We start from the raw sequence: 18,210 nt of genomic DNA on the forward strand, positions 1-18,210 counted from the left end.
ACCGGCACCGCCGACATCGACACCGTCTCCGGCGCCACCTACACCAGCACCGGATACAAACAGTCCCTCCAGTCGGCGCTGGACCGGGCCGGTGGCTGAGCCGGCCGAGGCTCCCGCCGCGGTGCGCCGGGTGGAGGAGACGATGGGCACCGTCTTCTCCTTCGACGTCCGCGGCGGGGAACCGGCTGCCGTGCGGGCCGCGCTGAACGAGGCGGTGGCCGGGCTGCACCGGGCCGACGAGGTGTTCAGCACCTTCCGCGACGACAGCCAGCTCTCGCGGCTGGCCCGCGGTGAGCTGACCACGGCGGAGTGTGAGCCGGAGGTGGCTCAGGTGCTGGCGCTGGCGGCCGAGGCGGAACGGGTGAGCGAGGGCTGGTTCAGCACGTCGTACGAGGGCCGGCTCGACCCCACCGGGATCGTGAAGGGCTGGGCCGTGGAGCGGGCCGCGCGGCGGATCGCGGCGGCGGGTCCGGACGGGGTGAGCGTCAACGGCGGCGGGGACGTGCAGGTGCTGGGGACGCCCGGGGCCGGCCGGCCGTGGCGGGTCGGCGTGTCGGACCCGCTGCGGCCGGGCGCGCTGGCGGCCGTCCTGTCCGCCGCCGGAGCCACCGAACTGGCCGTCGCCACCTCCGGGTCGGCCGAGCGGGGCGCGCACGTCGTCGACCCGCGCACGGGCCGCTCGGCCGTCACCGACCTGGTCTCGGTCACCGTGGTGTCCGACAGCCTGACCTGGGCCGACTGCTGGGCGACGGCGGCCTTCGCGATGGGGGCGAGGGAGGGACTGCGGTGGCTGGAGTCCCTGGAGGGGGTGGAAGCCCTACTGATCACGGCGGGCGACGAGGTGAGATGTACGGGGGGCCTGGCTTCCCGACTCGGTTGAGGAGACGTCCCTGAAGGGGCGCGGGGCTGTGTCGATCCGCGGCTTCGCCGCGTGGGCGCGACCAGCCACAACCAACCCGCACCCGGCGAACGAACCCTCAGTGCCCGTTCTGCGCCAACCGCAGCAAATGATCGGCCAACGCCTGTCCCCCCGTAGGATTCCGGCTGATCAGCATCACCGTGTCGTCCCCGGCGATCGTCCCGAGGATGTCGTGCAGCTCCGCCTGGTCGATCGCCGAGGCGAGGAACTGCGCCGCCCCCGGCGGAGTCCGCAGCACCACGAGATTCGCGGACGCCTCCGCGGAGATCAGCAGCTCCGCCGAGAGCCGCCGCATCCGCTCCTCCTTCGCCGACCCGCCCAACGGTGCCCGGGGGGTCCGGAAACCCCCCTCACTGGGCACCGCGTAGATCAGGTCGCCGTCGGTGTTGCGGATCTTGACCGCGTTCAGCTCGTCGAGGTCCCGGGAGAGCGTCGCCTGCGTGACGGTCAGCCCGTCGTCGGCGAGCAGCTTCGCGAGCTGGCTCTGCGACCGCACCGGCTGCCGGTTGAGGATGTCCACGATCCGGCGGTGGCGGGCGGTGCGGGTCTGCGGCACGGCGGGCCCCGCGGCCCCCGCGCTCTCGTGGTCCTGCGCCTGACTCATCGTCGTCTCATTCTCCGGATCGTCCATCCGTTCGTCCGTTCCCGCCCGCCGCGTCCAGGATGCCGGGCAGCGCCCCGAGGAACGCGTCCACCGCGTCGTCACCGAGGTTCAGCGGCGGCATCAGCCGTACGACATCGGGGGCGGGCGCGTTCACCAGGATTCCGGCGTCCTGAGCCGCCTGCTGCACCCGCGGCGCCAGTGGCTCGGTGAGCACGATACCCAGGAGCAGGCCCGCGCCCCGGACCTGGTCGACCAGCGGGTGTCCGAGCGCCTCGACGCCGCCGCGCAGCTTCTCGCTCTGCCGTTTGACGTTCTCCAGCAGCCCGTCCGCCGCGATGGTGTCCAGGACGGCGAGTCCGGCCGCGCAGGCGACCGGGTTGCCGCCGAAGGTGGTGCCGTGCTGGCCGGGCTGGAGCAGGTCGGCCGCGCGGCCGAAGGCGACGGTCGCGCCCAGCGGCAGGCCGCCGCCGAGGCCCTTGGCGAGGGTGACGACGTCGGGCAGCACGCCCTCGTGGGCCTGGTACTCGAACCAGTGCCCGGTGCGGCCGACGCCGGTCTGCACCTCGTCCAGGACCAGCAGCGCGCCGGTCGCGGCGGTGATCGCGCGGGCCGCCTTCAGATAGCCGGCCGGGGGCACCACCACGCCGTTCTCGCCCTGCACCGGCTCGATGATCACCAGGGCGGTGTCCTCGGTGACCGCGGCGGCCAGCGCCTGCGCGTCGCCGTAGGGGACGTGCGTGACGTCGCCGGGCAGCGGACGGAAGGGTTCCTGCTTGCCGGGCTGGCCGGTGAGGGCCAGCGCGCCCATGGTGCGGCCGTGGAAGCCGCCCTCGGTGGCGACCATGTGCGACCGCCCGGTCAGCCGGCCGATCTTGAACGCGCCCTCGTTGGCCTCGGCGCCGGAGTTGCAGAAGTAGACCTTGCCGTCCCGGCCGAAGTGCTCCAGCAGCCGTTCGGCGAGCGCGATGGGCGGCTCGGCGATGAACAGGTTGGAGACGTGGCCGAGTGCGGCGATCTGGTCGCTGACGGCTGCGACGACCGCCGGGTGGGCGTGGCCGAGCGCGTTGACCGCGATACCGCCGACGAAGTCCAGGTACGCGTTGCCGTCGGCGTCCCACAGCCGCTCGCCGGCGCCGCGCACCAGGGGCAGCCGGGGGGTGCCGTAGTTGTTCATGAGCGCGCCCTGCCACCGCGTGGTCAGGTCCTGGTTGGCGGTCACTGGTCCCCCTCGGTCTCGTCCGGCACGACCATCGTGCCGATCCCCTCGTCGGTGAAGATCTCCAGCAGGATCGAGTGCTGGACCCGGCCGTCGATGACGCGGGCCGTGGTGACGCCGCCCCGGACGGCGTGCAGACAGCCCTCCATCTTCGGCACCATGCCGCTGGACAGCTCGGGGAGCAGCTTCTCCAGCTGGGAGGCGGTGAGCCGGCTGATCACCTCGTCGGAGTCCGGCCAGTCCTCGTAGAGGCCCTCCACATCGGTGAGGACCATGAGGGTCTCCGCACCGAGCGCCGCAGCGAGTGCCGCAGCCGCCGTATCAGCATTGACGTTGTAGACATGGTGGTCGTCCTGGGAGCGGGCGATCGACGAGACGACCGGGATGCGGCCGTCGGCGAGCAGCGCCTCGATCGCGCCGGTGTCGATCTCGGTGATCTCACCGACCCGGCCGATGTCGACCGGCTCGCCGTCGATCCGGGGCTGGTGCTTGGTGGCGGTCATGGTGTGCGCGTCCTCGCCGGTGAGGCCGACGGCGAGCGGGCCGTGCCGGTTGAGCAGCCCGACCAGTTCCCGCTGCACCTGCCCGGCCAGCACCATCCGTACGACGTCCATGGCGTCCTCGGTGGTGACCCGCAGGCCCGCCTTGAACTCGCTGACGATGCCGTGCCGGTCGAGGGCGGCGCTGATCTGCGGGCCGCCGCCGTGCACGACGACCGGCTTGAGGCCGGCGTGCCGCAGGAAGACGACGTCCTGGGCGAAGGCGGCCTTGAGGTCCTCGTCGATCATGGCGTTGCCGCCGAACTTGATGACGACCGTCTTGCCGGCGTGCCGGACCAGCCAGGGCAGCGCCTCGATGAGGATCTGGGCCTTGGGGAGCGCGGTGTGCTTCCGCGTGGGAGTGCTCATGACGAGTAGGCGCTGTTCTCGTGGACGTAGTCGGCGGTGAGGTCGTTGGTCCAGATGGTGGCGGTCTCGGTGCCGGCCGCGAGGTCGGCGACGATGTGCACCTCGCGGTAGCGCATGTCGACCTGGTCGCGGTCCTCGCCGACGCCGCCGTCCTTGCACACCCAGACGCCGTTGATGGCGACGTTGAGCGCGTCGGGCTCGAAGGCGGCCTTGGTGGTGCCGATCGCGGACAGGACGCGGCCCCAGTTGGGGTCCTCGCCGTGGATGGCGCACTTGAGGAGGTTGTTGCGGGCGATGGAGCGGCCCACCTCGACGGCGTCGTCCTCGGTCGCGGCGTTCACGACCTCGACCTTGATGTCCTTGCTGGCGCCCTCGGCGTCCCGGATGAGCTGCTGGCCGAGGTCGTCGCAGACGGTCCGTACCGCCTCGGCGAACGCGGCGTACTCGGGGGTGACCCCACTGGCGCCGGAGGCGAGCAGCAGCACGGTGTCGTTGGTGGACATGCAGCCGTCGGAGTCGACCCGGTCGAAGGTGACCCGGGTGGCGTCGCGCAGCGCCCGGTCGAGGGTCGCGGCGTCCAGGTCGGCGTCGGTGGTGAGCACGACGAGCATGGTGGCCAGGCCCGGGGCGAGCATGCCGGCGCCCTTGGCCATGCCGCCGACGGTCCAGCCGTCCCGCGTGACGACCGACGTCTTGTGCACGGTGTCGGTGGTCTTGACGGCGATGGCGGCCTTCTCGCCGCCGTGCTCGGAGAGCTGGGCGGCGGCGCTCTCGACGCCCGGCAGCAGCTTGTCCATCGGGAGCAGCACGCCGATCAGGCCGGTGGAGCAGACGGCCACCTGGCCGGCGCCGATCCCGCCGAGCACCTCGGCCACCTTCTCGGCGGTGGCGTGCGTGTCCTGGAAGCCCTTGGGTCCGGTACAGGCGTTGGCGCCCCCGGAGTTGAGGACGACGGCGGTCAGCTCGCCGGTCTTCAGCACCTGCTCGGACCACAGGACCGGGGCGGCCTTGACGCGGTTGGCGGTGAAGACGCCCGCGGCGGCGCGGCGCGGGCCGGTGTTGACCACGAGGGCCAGGTCGGGGTTGCCGTTCTCCTTGATCCCGGCGGCGATGCCCGCCGCCGTGAATCCCTTGGCTGCCGTCACACTCACGGCGCGACTCCGATCGTCGTCAGTCCCGTGGTCTCGTCGAGACCCAGGGCGAGGTTCATGCTCTGGACGGCACCGCCCGCGGTGCCCTTGGCCAGGTTGTCGATGGCGCTGATCGCGATGATGCGGCCCGCGGCGGCGTCGTACGCGACCTGCACCTGAACGGCGTTCGAACCGTGGACTGACGCGGTCGCGGGCCACTGCCCCGCGGGCAGCAGGTGGACGAAGGGCTCGTCGGCGTACGCCTTCTCGTAGGCGGCGCGGACCGACTCGGCGGTGGCGCCGGGGCGGGCCTTGGCGCTGCACGTGGCGAGGATGCCGCGCGGCATCGGCGCCAGCGTCGGTGTGAAGGAGACGGAGACCCGCTCGCCCGCCGCGGCGCTGAGGTTCTGGATCATCTCCGGGGTGTGCCGGTGCACGCCGCCGACCCCGTACGGGGACATCGAGCCCATCACCTCGCTGCCCAGCAGGTGCGGCTTGGGCGCCTTGCCGGCGCCGGAGGTGCCGGAGGCGGCGACGATCACCGCCTCGGGCTCGGCGAGCGCGGCCGTGTACGCCGGGAACAGGGCGAGGGAGACGGCCGTCGGGTAGCAACCGGGTACCGCGATGCGCTTGGACCCCTCCAGCGCGGCGCGGGCACCCGGCAGTTCGGGCAGCCCGTAGGGCCAGGTCCCGGCGTGCGGGGAGCCGTAGAACGCCTCCCAGTCGCCGGCGTCCGTCAGCCGGAAGTCGGCGCCCATGTCGACCACGAGCACGTCCGGGCCGAGCTGCTCGGCGACGGCGGCGGACTGGCCGTGCGGCAGCGCGAGGAAGACGACCTCGTGGCCGGCCAGCACCTCGGCCGTCGTCGGCTCCAGCACCCGGCCGGCCAGCGGCAGCAGGTGCGGCTGGAGCGCGCCGAGGCGCTGTCCGGCGTTGGAGTTGCCGGTCAGGGCGCCGATCTCGATCTCGGGATGGGTCAGGAGCAGCCGCAGCAGCTCTCCGCCCGCGTATCCGCTCGCTCCGGCCACCGCCGCACGTACCACCATGGATAACCCTCCTCCTGATGGCATGACTATACGTTTCCATGCACGTTTATGCAATGCGGTCCCCGGTGGGCCACGAGCCTCTAGGCGGCCAGGACCAGCAGCAGCAGAAACAGCACCACGGGTGTCAGGAGCAGGGTGAGGAGGTGCCCGCACAGAGTGCGGACCATGCCGAGCAGCGCGAAGAGCAGCAGCCCGCCCAGCAGCCAGGAGAGGAAGAGGCCCAGCGCGAGTGTCTGTGCCGCGTTCTCCTGTTCCCGGGTGGCCGGGTCGGTGAGCACGCCGCTCGCCAGGAAGAAGAGCAGCGAGCCGAGCAGGACGTCCGCCGCGCCGACCACGGGTGCGGCCGGCCGGTCGGCCCGCCGCACCCGTCTCCACAGCCGTATGACACTCATGGGCCGGGGAGCCTAGCCCAGGATGATCTTCACCGCCGCTTGATCCGCAGGAAGGTGACCGAGTTGGCCGGGAAGGTGTACGTGAACTCCGCCGCGACCCCGGAGAAGGTCGACGTCACCGGTGTGACCGGGGCGTCCGTCTCGGTGTTCACCGCGTCCTGGTCGGCGGCCAGGGTGGTGACCCGGGCGCGGGTGGCGACCTTGGCGCCGCCGAGGTCGACCGCGGTGCGGGCGGCGGCGCTCTGCGCGTTGACGACCTTGACGATCAGGTCGCCGGTCTTCGCGTCCTCGGTGACGACCTGACGGAACGGCTCGGCCGGCTTGTCGTCGGTGAAGGAGCCCCACTCCGCGCCGTCGAGGTAGAGGGTGACCTGACGGCCCCGGACCTTGATGCCGATGTCGTAGGCGCGACCGGTCTCGACCGAGCCGGCCTTGGACAGCAGCGTGGACTTGCCGCCGTCGACGGCCTGCTCGACGGCGGACTGGGTGTTGTTCCAGCCGCCCAGGTTCCACCAGTAGTAGTTCCCGGTGTCCTTGACACCGAAGGCGACCAGGAAGCCCTCCTTGCCGGCCTTCTTGGTGGCCTTGACGTGCAGGTCGTAGTTCTGCCAGGCCGGGTCGCCCGCCGTGACCAGGGTGTTCTCGGCGGCCTCGTCGGTCTGTACGTACTGCCCGTCCTGGACGCTCCAGCTCCCGGTGCCGGAACCGGTCCACTGCGCCGCGTCACCGGAGAAGTCGTCGCTCAGCAGCGTCGCACCGTCCGCCGAGGTCACCTTCACGTCGTCGTACGCCGCGCTGGTGGCCCAGGTCGACAGCCCGACCGCGCCGGCGATGGGGCCGCTGACGTCAGGGGTCGTGGTGGCCGTCGAGGGGACGACGCGGTCGCCGGTGTTGTTCATGAAGAGCTTCTGGACCTCGTAGTTGGCCGAGTTCCAGGACGCCCGGTTGTTGAACCAGATCAGGTCCGGGCGCCACTGCACGTAGTCCTCGTTGGCGAGCAGCGGGGCGTAGGAGGCGAGTTTCACGATGTCCGCGTTGCGTTCCAGGCCGGTCATGTAGGCGGCCTCGGAGAGGGCGTTCCGCCAGGCGTTGCCCTGGGAGGCGTACTCGCCGAGGAAGACCTTGGGGCCGTTGCGGTCGTAGCTGTCGTAGCGGTCGTTGTTCTGGAGGAACCACTGCGGGCTGTTGTAGTAGTGCTCGTCGACCAGGTCGACGCCGCCCTCGCGGTTGAGTTTCCAGGCGGTGTCGAAGGTGGTGCCGGAGTCGTCGGGGCCGGAGTTGGAGACGACGGTGATGTCCGGGTACTTCGCCTCGATGGCGGTGCGGAACTTCTCGAACCGGGCGTAGTACGCCTCGGGCAGGTTCTCCTCGTTGCCGACCGCGAGGTGGGTGAGGTGGAAGGGCTTGGGATGGCCCATCCGGGCGCGCAGCCCGCCCCACTCGGACGTCACCGGACCGCCCGCGAACTCGATCAGGTCCAGGGTGTCCTGGATGTGCCGCTTCAGCAGCGCCTCGTCGTCGACGGCCCGGTTCTGGCCGCAGCCGGTGACCAGCGCGGGGACGACGGGCAGCGGCATGGCGCCGATGTCCTCGGCGAAGCGGAAGTACTCGTAGTAGCCGAGGCCGTAGCTCTGGTTGTAGCCCCAGAAGTTGGCGTTGGTGGCGCGCTCCTCGACCGGGCCGACGGTGTCCTTCCACTGGTAGGCGCGCTTGCGCTGGTAGCCGGACGCCGCGCTGTAGTCCTCCATCGAGCCGGTGTTGACCAGGCAGCCGCCGGGGAAGCGGACGAAGCCGGGGTCCAGGGCCTCGATCTTCTCGGCGAGGTCCCCGCGCAGGCCGTTGGGCTCGTTCTGGTAGGTGTCGCGCGGGAAGAGCGAGACCATGTCGAGGGCGGCGGACGCGGAGGAGGCGACCGCGAGCCGGCCGCGGTTGCTGGTGCGGGTCGCCGTGAAGGTGGCGGTGTACTTGCGCCAGCCGCCCTTCGCGGCGACCTCGCGTGCGGTGGCGAGGGTGCCCGCGGCGTCCTTCAGGCCGACGGTGAGGATGGTGCCGGACTCGGCGCGGGCCCACACCGAGAAGTCGTACTTCTTGCCCTGCTCGACGCGGACGCCGGTGTTGTAGCCGGCGTTGGTGACCGCCGAACCGGCGCCCAGTTTCAGGTAGTTGCGGTTGCGCTCGTTGAGCCGCCCACTGTCGTCCACGACCTCGGCGGTGCCGTCCGTCGCCCAGGAGGTCAGCGGGGTGTAGGAGGCGTTGTCGGCGGTGGAGTACTCGAAGGACCGGTTCTGCACCAGCTCGGCGTAGAGACCGCCGTCGGCCGCGCGGTTGATGTCCTCGAAGAAGACGCCGTACATCGTGTCGTCGATGGCCGCGCCCGTGGCGTCCGGGTCGACGGTGATCGCGTAGTCGGTGACCGCCTCGGCGTGCGCGGGGACCGGGATCAGGACGGTGGCGGTCAGCAGGGCCGTCGCCGTCAGACCGAGTCTGAGACGGCGGCGGTGCGTGCGGGACAGGGATCGTGACATGGATACTCCGCGGCTCCGACTGGACCGGGTCCAGTCTTGTTCGAAATATCGGACATTGACCAGGACTTCGAACGGCAAGATAGGGAGGAGACCGTGGAGCGTCAATGGGTCGCGCGAGGGCGGGCGGGGCGGAGGGAGCGAAGTGATGGGCGAGTTCTGGCCAGTACCCGATGTACTGGCCCATCTGGCCGGGGGCTGGCGGGTGCGGCGGTCGGTGCGGGATCTCGCGGGCGGCGACGCGGGGCGGTTCGAGGGGACGACGGTCTTCCGGCCGCCGGCGGACGGCGACGGTCTGCTGCACCTGGAGTCCGGCGGGTTCACCTGGCAGGGCGTGACCCGGCCGGCCGAGCGGACGCTGCGGTTCCTGCCGGGCGCCGCGCCGGGCACGGCGGACGTGCGCTTCGCCGACGGCCGGCCCTTCCACGACCTGGACCTGACCACCGGCCGCTACGTCGCCGACCATCCCTGCGCGGCCGACCTGTACCGGGGCGAGTTCACCGTCCGGGACCGGGACCACTGGCGCACGGTGTGGCGGGTGGGCGGCCCGGCCAAGGACCTGCTGCTGACGACGGATTATGAGCGGGCGGCCCTCTAGAGACCCCCGTCGAACCGCAGCGCCCAGCGACCCGCGCTGCCGGTGAGGGTGGTCGTCGCCAGTGGGTGCACGTCGATGTTCCAGTACGTCGCGGGCGGCGCGCCCAGGGCGTACACCAGGGCGGCGCGGATCACGGACGGCTCGGCCACCGCGACGACCCGGTCGCCGTCCTGGGCGGGCCGGGTGTCGAGCCAGCCGCCGACCCGGCCGATGAAGCCGAGCAGCGACTCCCCGCCGTGCGGGGCGGCTCGGGCGTCGGTCAGCCAGGCGTCCACCGCCTGCGGTTCCCGGGCCATCGCCTCGCCCAGGGTCAGTCCGCGCCAGCGGCCCATGTCGCAGTCCCGCAGGGCGAGTTGGACGAGCGGGGCGTAGCCGAGTCCGTCGCCGGTGGTCCGGCTGCGGGGGGCCGGCGAGCAGTAGCGCAGTTCGCACGCCGCGAGCGGCAGCAGGCCGGCGGCGGCCCGCTGCACCTGCTGCCAGCCGTCCCGGTCCAGCGGCTGGTCGTCGCCGAACCGCTCCGCGAACGGGGACGCGGCGCCGGCCGCCGCGACGAACGTGACGCGAAGCGACATGCGCCGATCGTCATCCCGGAAAGTGCCCGGGGCAAGGGGTGTTACCCGGGGCTCACCGTGCGTGCGCCGGAGTTCACCCTCGGTGTGCCGGGGCTCACCGACGGCTCACTGGGGGCGCACCGACGGCTCATTGGCCGTAGGCGAGCAGCATCCACTCCGCGGGCCGCTCCAACGGCGCGAACCCGAGCTTGGCGTACACGCCGTGCGCGTCCCGGGTGGCGAGGATGATCCGGCGCAGCCCGTACGGCCGCAGGTGCTCGCGGACGGCCGCCGCCAGTGCCGTACCGATGCCCTTGCCGCGTACCGAGGGGCCCACGTAAACGTCGCACAGGTACGCGAAGGTCGCCCGGTCGGTGACCACCCGGGCGTAGGCCACCTGCTCGCCCGTCACCGCCTCGTACACCCCGAAGTTGAGCGACCCGGCGACCGCCCGGTCGTGCTTGTCGCGGGGGCGTCCGGTGGCCCAGTAGGTGTCGGTGGCCAGCCAGTGGTGCACGCGGTCGGCGTCGAGGCGGGCGGGGTCGGTGGAGATCTCGTAGCCCTCGGGGAGGGACGGGGCGTCGTCGGTCATGCCGGGAGGCTCGCAGGCGGCCGGCCCGGTCGTCGACCTGTTTTCCCCGCCGCGGCTCACGCCTCCCGGCCGCCCGCCACCTCGTCCAGCGCCGCCCGCAACCGCCGCACGCCCTCCCCGATCTCCGCCACTCCCGCCACCGCCGCGAAACTCAGCCGCAGATGACCCGCCGACGGCTCGGCGCTGAAGTACGGGCGGCCGGGCGTGAGCGCGACGCCCGCGCGCAGGGCGGCGGTGGTCAGCGCGGCCTCCGAGGTGCCGTCCGGGAGGCGGAGCCAGAGGTGGTAGCCGCCGGACGGGACGTGCGGCAGGGCGAGTTCGGGCAGGTGCCGGCGCAGGGCCGTGGTCATGGTGTCCCGGCGGGTGCGCAACTCGGCGGACACCGCCCGCAGATGACGGGGCCAGGCGGGCGAGCCGACCAGTTCCAGCGCCGCTTCCTGGAGCGGGCGCGGGACGAAGAAGCTGTCGACGACCTGGATGGCGCGCAGCCGCTGAAGGACGGGGCCGCGGGCGGCCAGCGCGCTCACCCGGAAGCTGGGCGAGGCCGCCTTGGTCAGCGAGCAGACGTGCACCACCACGCCGTCCGGGTCGTCGGCGGCCAGCGGCGGCGGCAGCGGCCCGGCGTCCTCGTGCACCAGCCGCCGGACGAAGTCGTCCTCGACGACGAACGCGCCGGCCTGCCGGGCGATGCGCAGCACCTCGGCGCGCCGGTCGGCGGCGAGCACCGCGCCGGTCGGGTTCTGGAACAGCGGCTGGCAGACGAGGACCCGGGCGCCGCTGGCCCTGAAGGCGTCGGCGAGCAGCGCCGGACGGACCCCGCCGGCGTCCACCGGTACCGGCACCGGGCGCAGTCCGGCGGCGCGGGCGATGGCCAGCATGCCGGGGTAGGTGGGCGACTCGACGAGGACCGGCGCGCCGGGCGGGGCGAGCGCGCGCAGCGCCGTGGTCAGCGCGGACTGGCCGCCGGCGGTGACGAGTATCTCGGCGGCCGTGACGGTCCCGCCGGGCCCGCCGATGGCGCGCGCGAACCACTCGCGCAGTTCCCACAGCCCCTCCATCGGCGGCCGGCCCCAGGCGCCGGGCCGCCGGCCGGCCCGGGACAGGGCGGCGGCCAGCGCCCGTTCCGGCTGGAGCGAGGGGTGCAGATAGCCGCCGTTGAACTCGATGACACCGGGCGGCGGCGCGGCCAGCGAGGCCAGCACGCCGGACGCGTCCACCGAGCGCGGTACCAGGTCGGTGGAGGCGTCCGCGCTGAGCGCGACCTCCTGCCAGGAGGTGTCCCCGGCGGCCGGCGCCGGAGTGCGCGGCTCGGCCCGGAAGGCGCCGGCGCCGGGCCGGGTCACCACCAGCCCCTCGGCGGCGAGCCGCGCCAGCGCCCGGGAGACGGTCACCGGACTGACCCGGAACCGGTCGACCAGGACCCGGCTCGACGGCAGCTTTCCACCGGGTGAGTAGCGGTCCAGCTCCCGTCGCAGCAGATTCGCCAGTTCCTCCACACTGCTACGCTCATGCATGAGAGCACAGAGTAGCGCTACCGGTACTGCGGCGATAGCGGTCGGCGGGGCCCCGGCCGAGGACTCCGCGACCGGGGGCACCCTTCAGGCCGCGCTCGGCGTCGTCGCCTTCTCCCTCACCTTCCCGGCCACCGCCTGGGGCCTGGAGGGCTTCGGTCCCTGGTCCCTGGTCGCGGTGCGCAGTGTCCTGGCGGCCGCGATCGCGGGCGGTTGCCTGCTGTTCCTGCGGGTGCCGCTGCCCGACCGGCGGCACCGGGCCCCTCTCGCGGTGGTCGGCGCCGGCGTGGTGCTCGGCTTCCCGCTGCTGACCACGCTCGCCCTCCAGACCTCGACCACCGCGCACGCCGCCGTCGTCGTCGGCCTGCTGCCGCTGACCACCGCCCTGCTGTCCGCGCTGCGGACGGGCACCCGCCCCTCGCGCACGTTCTGGCTGGCGGCGCTGGTGGGCGCGGCGGCGGTGGCCGCCTTCACGGTGCAGCAGAGCGGCGGGGCGCTGACGGCGGCCGACGCCTACCTGTTCGCGGCGCTGCTGGTGTGCGCGGCCGGGTACACCGAGGGCGGCCGGCTGGCCCGGCTGATGCCGGGCTGGCACGTGATCGGCTGGGCGCTGGTGCTGTGCCTGCCGCTGACGCTGCCCGTCGCGGCGGTGGCGCTGGCCCTGGAGCCGGTGCGCCTGACCGCGCACAGTGTGACCGGGCTGCTGTGGGTCGCGGTGGGCTCGCAGTTCCTCGGGCTGGTCGTCTGGTACCGGGGCATGGCCGCCATCGGCATTCCCAAGGCCAGCCAGTTGCAGCTGGCCCAGCCGCTGTTGACGCTGGTCTGGTCGGTGCTGCTGCTGGGCGAGCACCTGCCGGTGGCCGCGCCGGTCACGGCCGTCGCGGTGCTGGTGTGCATCGCCGTCACCCAGCGGGCGCGCGGCTGACCGGGTCCCCGCCCGGAGCTCACCGCCGTAGACTCGACAGCACGGACCGCTGCTCCGCGACGGTGAGGAGGTCCCGCCCATGCGTGCGACCGTTGGTGACCAGCTTGTGCAGCACGGCAGGGTGGTCGGACAGCAGGACAAGAAGGCCGAGATCGTCGAGGTGCTGGGCCGGGCGGGCGGCCCCCCGTACCGGGTCCGGTTCGAGGACGGGCACGAGGCCGTGTGCTCACCCGGCCCGGACACCGAGATCCGGCACCCGCAGACCCAGCTGTAGGAACCCCGAGGCCACGGCTGCCCGTGGCGGTCAGCGGGTGGTGCGGGCCGGCTTGCCGTAGTGGTCGGCGGCCACCCGCGCCATCGCGCCGATCGGGTTGGCCGCGACGTCCCGGGCGCCGAAGAAGACGTGCCCGCGCACCTGCGGATGGTCCTTGGCCAGCGTCAGGTGCCGGGACAGCTCGCCCGTCTTCTGCCAGGCGGCGGGCTGGGCCGCGTCGCCGGCCTTGTACAGCGCCTCGCCGATGTACAGCTCGGTGCGGCTGCCCTCGGCCGCCTTCGACCACCAGGACAGCAGCTCGGCGTAGTCGGCGGCGGCCATGCCGATGTGCCAGTACAGCTGCGGCACGATGTAGTCGATCCAGCCCTGCTGGACCCACTTGCGGGTGTCGGCGTACAGGTCGTCGTAGGTCTGGACGCCGCCCTGGGTCCGGGAGCCGCGGGAGTCGGTGGTGGCGTTGCGCCACACCCCGAAGGGGCTGACCCCGAACCGGGCGGCGGGGCGGACCTCCTCGACCCGGGCCGCCGTCTCCCGCACCAGCCGGTCGATGTTGTCCCGCCGCCACGCGGCCCGGCTCTCGAAGCCGCCGCCGAAGGTGCCGTAGGCGCCCGCGTCGTCGAAGCTCTGCCCGGCCACCGGGTACGGGTAGAAGTAGTCGTCGAAGTGGACGCCGTCCACCGCGTACTTGCGTACCGCGTCGAACATCGCCTCCTGCACGAAGGCGCGCACCTCGGGCAGCCCGGGGTTGTAGTAGAGCTTTCCGCCGTACGGCACCACCCAGTCGGGGTGCTTGCGGGCGGGGTGGGCGGCGGCCAGCCTGGACCGGTCGGTGTGGTTGGCGACCCGGTAGGGGTTGAACCAGGCGTGCAGTTCCAGGCCGCGCGCGTGCGCCTCCGTCACGGCGGTGCCCAGCGGGTCCCAGCCGGGGTCGCGGCCCTGCACCCCGGTCAGGCACTCCGACCACGGCTCGTGCGCGGACGGCCACAGCGCGTCGGCGGCGGGCCGCACCTGGAAGAAGACCGTGTTCAGGCCGTACTTCACCGCCGTGTCGAGGTACTTGACCAGGTCCCGGCGCTGGTCGGCGGCGGGCAGCCCCGGCCGCGACGGCCAGTCCCGGTTGGCCACGGTCGCCAGCCACATGCCGCGCATCGCGGTGCTTCCGGCGGCGCCGCCACCGGCCCCGGCCGCCCCGGCCGCCGTACCGGCACCCCGGCTGCCCGGTGCCGACGAGGCCCGCGGCGCCATCGCGAGCGCCGACACGGCGGCCACCGCGAATGCCCGGCGTGACAGCCGGCGCATGGGAAGACTCATGAAGACCCCAAAACGCTCCGGATCCGCTCGGTCACGGATCGTCCCAGGGGCACAGCATGCCCGACCCGGAGGACCGATCGACGTCATGGCGAGGGTAACGTGCACGATCGGAGCAGACGCCGGAGCCCCCGGCGGGCTGCCGGTGCCGTAGGACAGCGAAAGGGACGATGTGACCGTCTTCTCGGGAGATATCGCGCGCGTCGGCGTGGTCGGCTGCGGTCAGATGGGTGCGGGCATCGCCGAGGTGTGCGCCCGCGCCGGTCTGGAGGTGATGGTCGCCGAGACCACCGGAGAGGCCCTGGAGATAGGCCGTACCCGGCTGTTCAACTCGCTGGACAAGGCGGCCGAGCGCGGGAAGATCACCGAGGACGAGCGGGCGGCCACCCAGGCCCGGCTCGGCTTCACCACCGACCTCGGCGAGTTCGCCGACCGCGATCTGGTGATCGAGGCCGTCGTCGAGAACGAGCAGGTCAAGACGGAGATCTTCCAGGTCCTCGACCAGGTCGTGACCCGCCCGGACGCGATCCTCGCCTCCAACACCTCCTCCATTCCGCTGGTCCGGCTCGCGGTCGCCACCTCGCGCCCCGACCACGTGATCGGCATCCACTTCTTCAACCCGGCCCCGGTGCAGCAGCTCGTCGAGCTGATCCCGGCGCTGACCACCTCCGAGGGCACCCTCAGCCGGGCCCAGCTGTTCACCGAGAAGGTGCTCGGCAAGCACTCGATCCGGGCCCAGGACCGCTCCGGGTTCGTGGTCAACGCGCTGCTGATCCCGTACCTGCTGTCCGCGATCCGGATGTTCGAGTCGGGCATCGCCAGCCGCGAGGACATCGACAACGGCATGGAGCTGGGCTGCGCCCACCCGATGGGCCCGCTGCGGCTGACCGACCTGATCGGCCTCGACACGGTCGCCTCGGTCGCGTACTCGATGTACGAGGAGTACAAGGAACCGCTGTACGCCGCTCCCCCGCTGCTCCAGCGGATGGTCGACGCGGGGCGGCTCGGCCGCAAGAGCGGCTCGGGGTTCTACACCTACGCCTGACCCCCGTTGAGTCGCACGTGGGCCCGGCACCCGTCAGGGGTGCCGGGCCCACCGCTTTCACACTCCGTGTGCGCGCCGGGCTCGCATATGCCCCCCGCACACTCTCCCCCTGCGCCCACCAGGCGAGTTGACTCATCATGCGCATGCAAGGGCTGTACTGCGCGCTCATCCGATTACGGAAAGGAGCGGATTCGTGACCGTCGATCCCGAGCAGACCGTCGTGAACGGCGAACTGGCCGATGTCCGGCGCCGGCTCGACGTCGCCTACGCCCGCGTCGAGGGCGGACTGACGCTGCTCAACCATCGCACCGAGGAGACCGCGAAGACGCTGGACGAACTGAACACCCGCGTCACCTCCCTGGAACACGCCCGCTGGCCGCTGCCCTCGATCGCGGCGATCACGGCCGCGGGCGCGCTCATCGTGGCGGTGTGGCAGGCGTTCGGCCGCTGACGGGCCGAAGGAGCGGAGCCACAGGGGGGGTCAGGGCATGGCGTCCGGCCCGAGCCTGAGGTGGTGCAGCAGTAATAACGCGGCCGCCATGTTGGCGGCCGGCACCTCCCCGCGCGCGACCATGTCGGGGACGAGCTTGAGGGACACCCATTCCCTGCGGTCGGACTCGAAGGCGTCCACCGGGTGCCCGACGTACTCGCCCTCGTCGGACCAGTAGATGTGGTGCCGGGCGTCGGTGAGGCCGTTGGACGGCTCCACGCTCATCAGGTGCCGCAGGGGTCCCGGCCGCCAGCCGGTCTCCTCCTCCAGTTCCCGGGCGGCCGCGACCGCGAGGTCCTCGCCGTCCTCGACCACGCCGGCCGCCAGTTCCCAGCCCCAGCTGTCGGTGATGAAGCGGTGCCGCCACAGCAGCAGCACCTCGTTGGCCTCGTTGACCACCGTGGCCACGGCCACCGGACGCATCCGGATGAGGAAGTGGTCGAGGTGCCTGCCGTCCGGGAGTTCGACGTCGGCGAGATTGACGCTGAACCAGCGATTCGAGTACACAATCTGCTCGTAATGTTTCGCCCACTGCACGGTTATGCCACCTTTCGTTGAGTAGGTGGCAATATCGCAGCCGGAGCTGTCCGCAGCAGGCGCGCGGTGGCGGCTCAGGGGATCACAGGGGTACGCGCAGTGCCCCGTCGATGAGTTCGGCCGCCTCGGTGGTGCCCGCGCAGCCGCTGCGCACCAGGTGCTCGCGGACCGCGCGGAGTCTGTCGCGCAGCCGCTGGGACTCCATGCCCCGGGCCTGTTCGGTCATCTGCACCGCCGTCACCACGGCCTTGTCCGCGTGGCCCTGGCGCAGTTCGATGGTGCTGAGCATGGCCAGCCGGTGCACCCGGCCCCGGTCGTGCGCGGGGGTGTCGACGGCCGCCGCGGCGTGCTCGGCGGCGGCGGCCACCTCACCGAGGCTGAGCAGCGCCTCGGCCACCTGTACGTTGACCAGCCCCGGCTGCACATAGCCGGTCTCGTCGGGCTCGCGGCCGCGTCGGATGCGGTCGGCGGCCTGCTCGGCCCGCCGGATGCAGGACAGCGCGCTGGTGCCGTCGCCGAGGTGCGCGTACGCCTTGGCCTGCATCGCGTACAGGTCGGAGGCGAGCGCCGGGGTGATGTGCCGGCCGGCGGTGCGCAGCGCGGCCTCGGCGAAGGCGACGGCCTGGCGGTACTCCCGCAGGTACAGCGCCTGGTTGACCAGGAGCGCGATGACATAGGCGCCCAGGCCCCGGTCGCCGCTGGCCTTGGCCAGCCGCAGCGCCTGGTGGAAGTAGCGCTGTGCCAGGCCGTGCGCGTCGGAGTCGTAGGCACAGATACCGGCCACCGCGACCAGGCCGCCGGTGGCGCGGTGCAGTTGGCGGCCGGTGGCGTCGGTGTAGCTGCCGCGCAGCAGCGGGGCGGCCTCGGCGTTGAGGAAGCCGACGATCCGGGCCCGGGTCGCCACGCCGCCGGCCTTGCGGTACATCTGCTCGTAGTGGGCCCGGGCCGAGCGGAGCATGTCCAGGTCGGCGGGGGTGACCGGATGCCGGCCGCCGCGCGAGACGTCGACGTCCTCGGGCGGGTTCTCCCACTCCCACACCGGCATCACCGCGGGGGTGCCGGTGAGCGCGGGCGCGCCGAGCAGGTGCGGGCGCTGCTGCTGGTCGGAGCGCCACAGCGCGGTGGCCCGCTCGACGAACCCGGACAGCGAGCCGGCGTGCGGGGCGGCCGGCTCGCCGGGCACGCCGAGGCCGATGTCGTCGAGGGTGACCGGCCGGCGCAGCCGGCCCGCGAGCACCTCGCAGATCAGGTCGGGCACCTGGCCGCGCGGGCGCTGTCCCTTCAGCCACCGCGCGACGGCGGTGTGTTCGTAGCGAAGGGCGAGCCCTCGGCCCCGTCCGGCCTGGTTGACGTGTGCGGCCAGGCCGGCGTGCGAGATTCCCGCCTCGTCCAGGATCGCGTCGAGCAGAGTGTTGGGCTGCATGGGATGCCCCCCGAAGGCTCGGTGCCGTAGAGATTACTGGGTGCGTCTTCACACGGGGTGTGAACCGAGTACGCGATTCCGTACCGTGTGCGCGCTGTCGCGGAGCGTGCTGACCCGCTTGACTGAATTGCCTCGTAAGAGAGGCCGGTCGGGCCGCCGGCTCCCCCTCGTACAGTGCGGCGGCCCGTTGCCGCGCCGTCCGCCCGGCCGTCTGCCCGA

General features: G+C 72.6%; 20 protein-coding genes. 7 read left to right on the top strand and 13 right to left on the bottom strand.

The features are described from left to right. On the top strand, positions 1-99 hold a 99-nt coding region (locus ACTT8P_RS04025; protein WP_442830146.1), incomplete at its 5' end, for an FMN-binding protein. 43 nt (positions 100-142) lie between these two features. Then, a complete protein-coding gene (locus ACTT8P_RS04030) occupies positions 143-880 on the top strand; it encodes an FAD:protein FMN transferase (protein ID WP_442830147.1) in 738 nt (245 codons plus the stop codon). A 97-nt stretch (positions 881-977) separates the two neighbouring features. Here ACTT8P_RS04030 and ACTT8P_RS04035 read toward each other — a convergent pair whose 3' ends face one another. The 7 genes from ACTT8P_RS04035 to ACTT8P_RS04065 all read right to left on the bottom strand — a co-directional run bounded on the left by ACTT8P_RS04035 (position 978) and on the right by ACTT8P_RS04065 (position 8,740). Beyond that, positions 978-1,523: an arginine repressor gene (locus ACTT8P_RS04035; RefSeq protein ID WP_189418791.1), complete on the bottom strand. Its 546-nt coding sequence runs from the start codon at positions 1,521-1,523 to the stop codon at positions 978-980. Between the two features lie 7 nt (positions 1,524-1,530). Beyond that, positions 1,531-2,742, bottom strand: coding sequence for an acetylornithine transaminase (locus tag ACTT8P_RS04040; protein WP_442830110.1), 1,212 nt, complete (start codon positions 2,740-2,742; stop codon positions 1,531-1,533). Beyond that, the gene (gene argB, locus ACTT8P_RS04045) at positions 2,739-3,647 is read right to left on the bottom strand and encodes an acetylglutamate kinase (protein WP_442830111.1); all 909 of its coding nucleotides are present in this window, start codon (positions 3,645-3,647) and stop codon (positions 2,739-2,741) included. The genes ACTT8P_RS04040 and argB overlap by 4 nt, the downstream gene beginning before the upstream one ends. Then, complete coding sequence (argJ, locus tag ACTT8P_RS04050) at positions 3,644-4,798, bottom strand: bifunctional glutamate N-acetyltransferase/amino-acid acetyltransferase ArgJ (protein WP_442830112.1); 1,155 nt, start codon at positions 4,796-4,798, stop codon at positions 3,644-3,646. Before argJ ends, argB begins: the two co-directional genes overlap by 4 nt. Continuing rightward, positions 4,795-5,823 carry an N-acetyl-gamma-glutamyl-phosphate reductase gene (gene argC, locus ACTT8P_RS04055; protein ID WP_442830113.1) on the bottom strand — a complete coding sequence of 343 codons (1,029 nt, stop codon included), beginning with the start codon at positions 5,821-5,823 and terminating at the stop codon, positions 4,795-4,797. The genes argJ and argC overlap by 4 nt, the downstream gene beginning before the upstream one ends. An 80-nt stretch (positions 5,824-5,903) precedes the next feature. Next, positions 5,904-6,215 (bottom strand): hypothetical protein, encoded by a 312-nt coding sequence (locus tag ACTT8P_RS04060; RefSeq protein ID WP_442830114.1) that lies wholly within the window; start codon positions 6,213-6,215, stop codon positions 5,904-5,906. Between the two features lie 29 nt (positions 6,216-6,244). After that, complete coding sequence (locus tag ACTT8P_RS04065) at positions 6,245-8,740, bottom strand: alpha-L-arabinofuranosidase C-terminal domain-containing protein (RefSeq protein ID WP_442830115.1); 2,496 nt, start codon at positions 8,738-8,740, stop codon at positions 6,245-6,247. Between the two features lie 145 nt (positions 8,741-8,885). Here ACTT8P_RS04065 and ACTT8P_RS04070 point away from each other — a divergent pair, with 145 nt between their 5' ends. Further along, positions 8,886-9,335, top strand: a complete 450-nt coding sequence (locus tag ACTT8P_RS04070) for a DUF6314 family protein (RefSeq protein WP_442830116.1) — start codon at positions 8,886-8,888, stop codon at positions 9,333-9,335. Here ACTT8P_RS04070 and ACTT8P_RS04075 read toward each other — a convergent pair. The 3 genes from ACTT8P_RS04075 to ACTT8P_RS04085 all read right to left on the bottom strand — a co-directional run bounded on the left by ACTT8P_RS04075 (position 9,332) and on the right by ACTT8P_RS04085 (position 11,992). Then, positions 9,332-9,907, bottom strand: a complete 576-nt coding sequence (locus tag ACTT8P_RS04075; RefSeq protein ID WP_442830117.1) for a histidine phosphatase family protein — start codon at positions 9,905-9,907, stop codon at positions 9,332-9,334. The two genes, ACTT8P_RS04070 and ACTT8P_RS04075, sit on opposite strands and share 4 nt — an antisense overlap. A 127-nt stretch (positions 9,908-10,034) precedes the next feature. Next, positions 10,035-10,478, bottom strand: a complete 444-nt coding sequence (locus ACTT8P_RS04080) for a GNAT family N-acetyltransferase (protein ID WP_442830118.1) — start codon at positions 10,476-10,478, stop codon at positions 10,035-10,037. Between the two features lie 56 nt (positions 10,479-10,534). Then, entirely contained in the window at positions 10,535-11,992 is a 1,458-nt protein-coding gene (locus ACTT8P_RS04085) for an aminotransferase-like domain-containing protein (protein ID WP_442830119.1), read from the bottom strand. Between ACTT8P_RS04085 and ACTT8P_RS04090 the strand changes: the two genes are divergently transcribed. Both ACTT8P_RS04090 and ACTT8P_RS04095 read left to right on the top strand, forming a co-directional pair. Further along, the gene (locus tag ACTT8P_RS04090; protein WP_442830120.1) at positions 11,991-12,914 is read left to right on the top strand and encodes a DMT family transporter; all 924 of its coding nucleotides are present in this window, start codon (positions 11,991-11,993) and stop codon (positions 12,912-12,914) included. The genes ACTT8P_RS04085 and ACTT8P_RS04090 overlap by 2 nt on opposite strands. Before the next feature lie 79 nt (positions 12,915-12,993). Further along, entirely contained in the window at positions 12,994-13,188 is a 195-nt protein-coding gene (locus ACTT8P_RS04095) for a DUF1918 domain-containing protein (protein ID WP_442830121.1), read from the top strand. A gap of 30 nt (positions 13,189-13,218) precedes the next feature. Here ACTT8P_RS04095 and ACTT8P_RS04100 read toward each other — a convergent pair whose 3' ends face one another. Continuing rightward, positions 13,219-14,487 (bottom strand): glycoside hydrolase family 10 protein, encoded by a 1,269-nt coding sequence (locus ACTT8P_RS04100; protein ID WP_442830122.1) that lies wholly within the window; start codon positions 14,485-14,487, stop codon positions 13,219-13,221. A 181-nt stretch (positions 14,488-14,668) separates the two neighbouring features. Here ACTT8P_RS04100 and ACTT8P_RS04105 point away from each other — a divergent pair, with 181 nt between their 5' ends. Beyond that, entirely contained in the window at positions 14,669-15,541 is an 873-nt protein-coding gene (locus ACTT8P_RS04105; protein ID WP_442830123.1) for a 3-hydroxybutyryl-CoA dehydrogenase, read from the top strand. 193 nt (positions 15,542-15,734) lie between these two features. Beyond that, the gene (locus ACTT8P_RS04110) at positions 15,735-15,992 is read left to right on the top strand and encodes a hypothetical protein (protein ID WP_442830124.1); all 258 of its coding nucleotides are present in this window, start codon (positions 15,735-15,737) and stop codon (positions 15,990-15,992) included. A 30-nt stretch (positions 15,993-16,022) separates the two neighbouring features. Here ACTT8P_RS04110 and ACTT8P_RS04115 read toward each other — a convergent pair whose 3' ends face one another. Both ACTT8P_RS04115 and ACTT8P_RS04120 read right to left on the bottom strand, forming a co-directional pair. After that, positions 16,023-16,568: an NUDIX hydrolase gene (locus ACTT8P_RS04115; protein WP_442830125.1), complete on the bottom strand. Its 546-nt coding sequence runs from the start codon at positions 16,566-16,568 to the stop codon at positions 16,023-16,025. 82 nt (positions 16,569-16,650) lie between these two features. Further along, positions 16,651-17,991: a transcriptional regulator gene (locus ACTT8P_RS04120; RefSeq protein WP_442830126.1), complete on the bottom strand. Its 1,341-nt coding sequence runs from the start codon at positions 17,989-17,991 to the stop codon at positions 16,651-16,653. Positions 17,992-18,210 lie beyond the last annotated feature (219 nt).

This window comes from Streptomyces sp. JW3 (genome assembly GCF_052216785.1).
Taxonomy (GTDB): domain Bacteria; phylum Actinomycetota; class Actinomycetes; order Streptomycetales; family Streptomycetaceae; genus Streptomyces.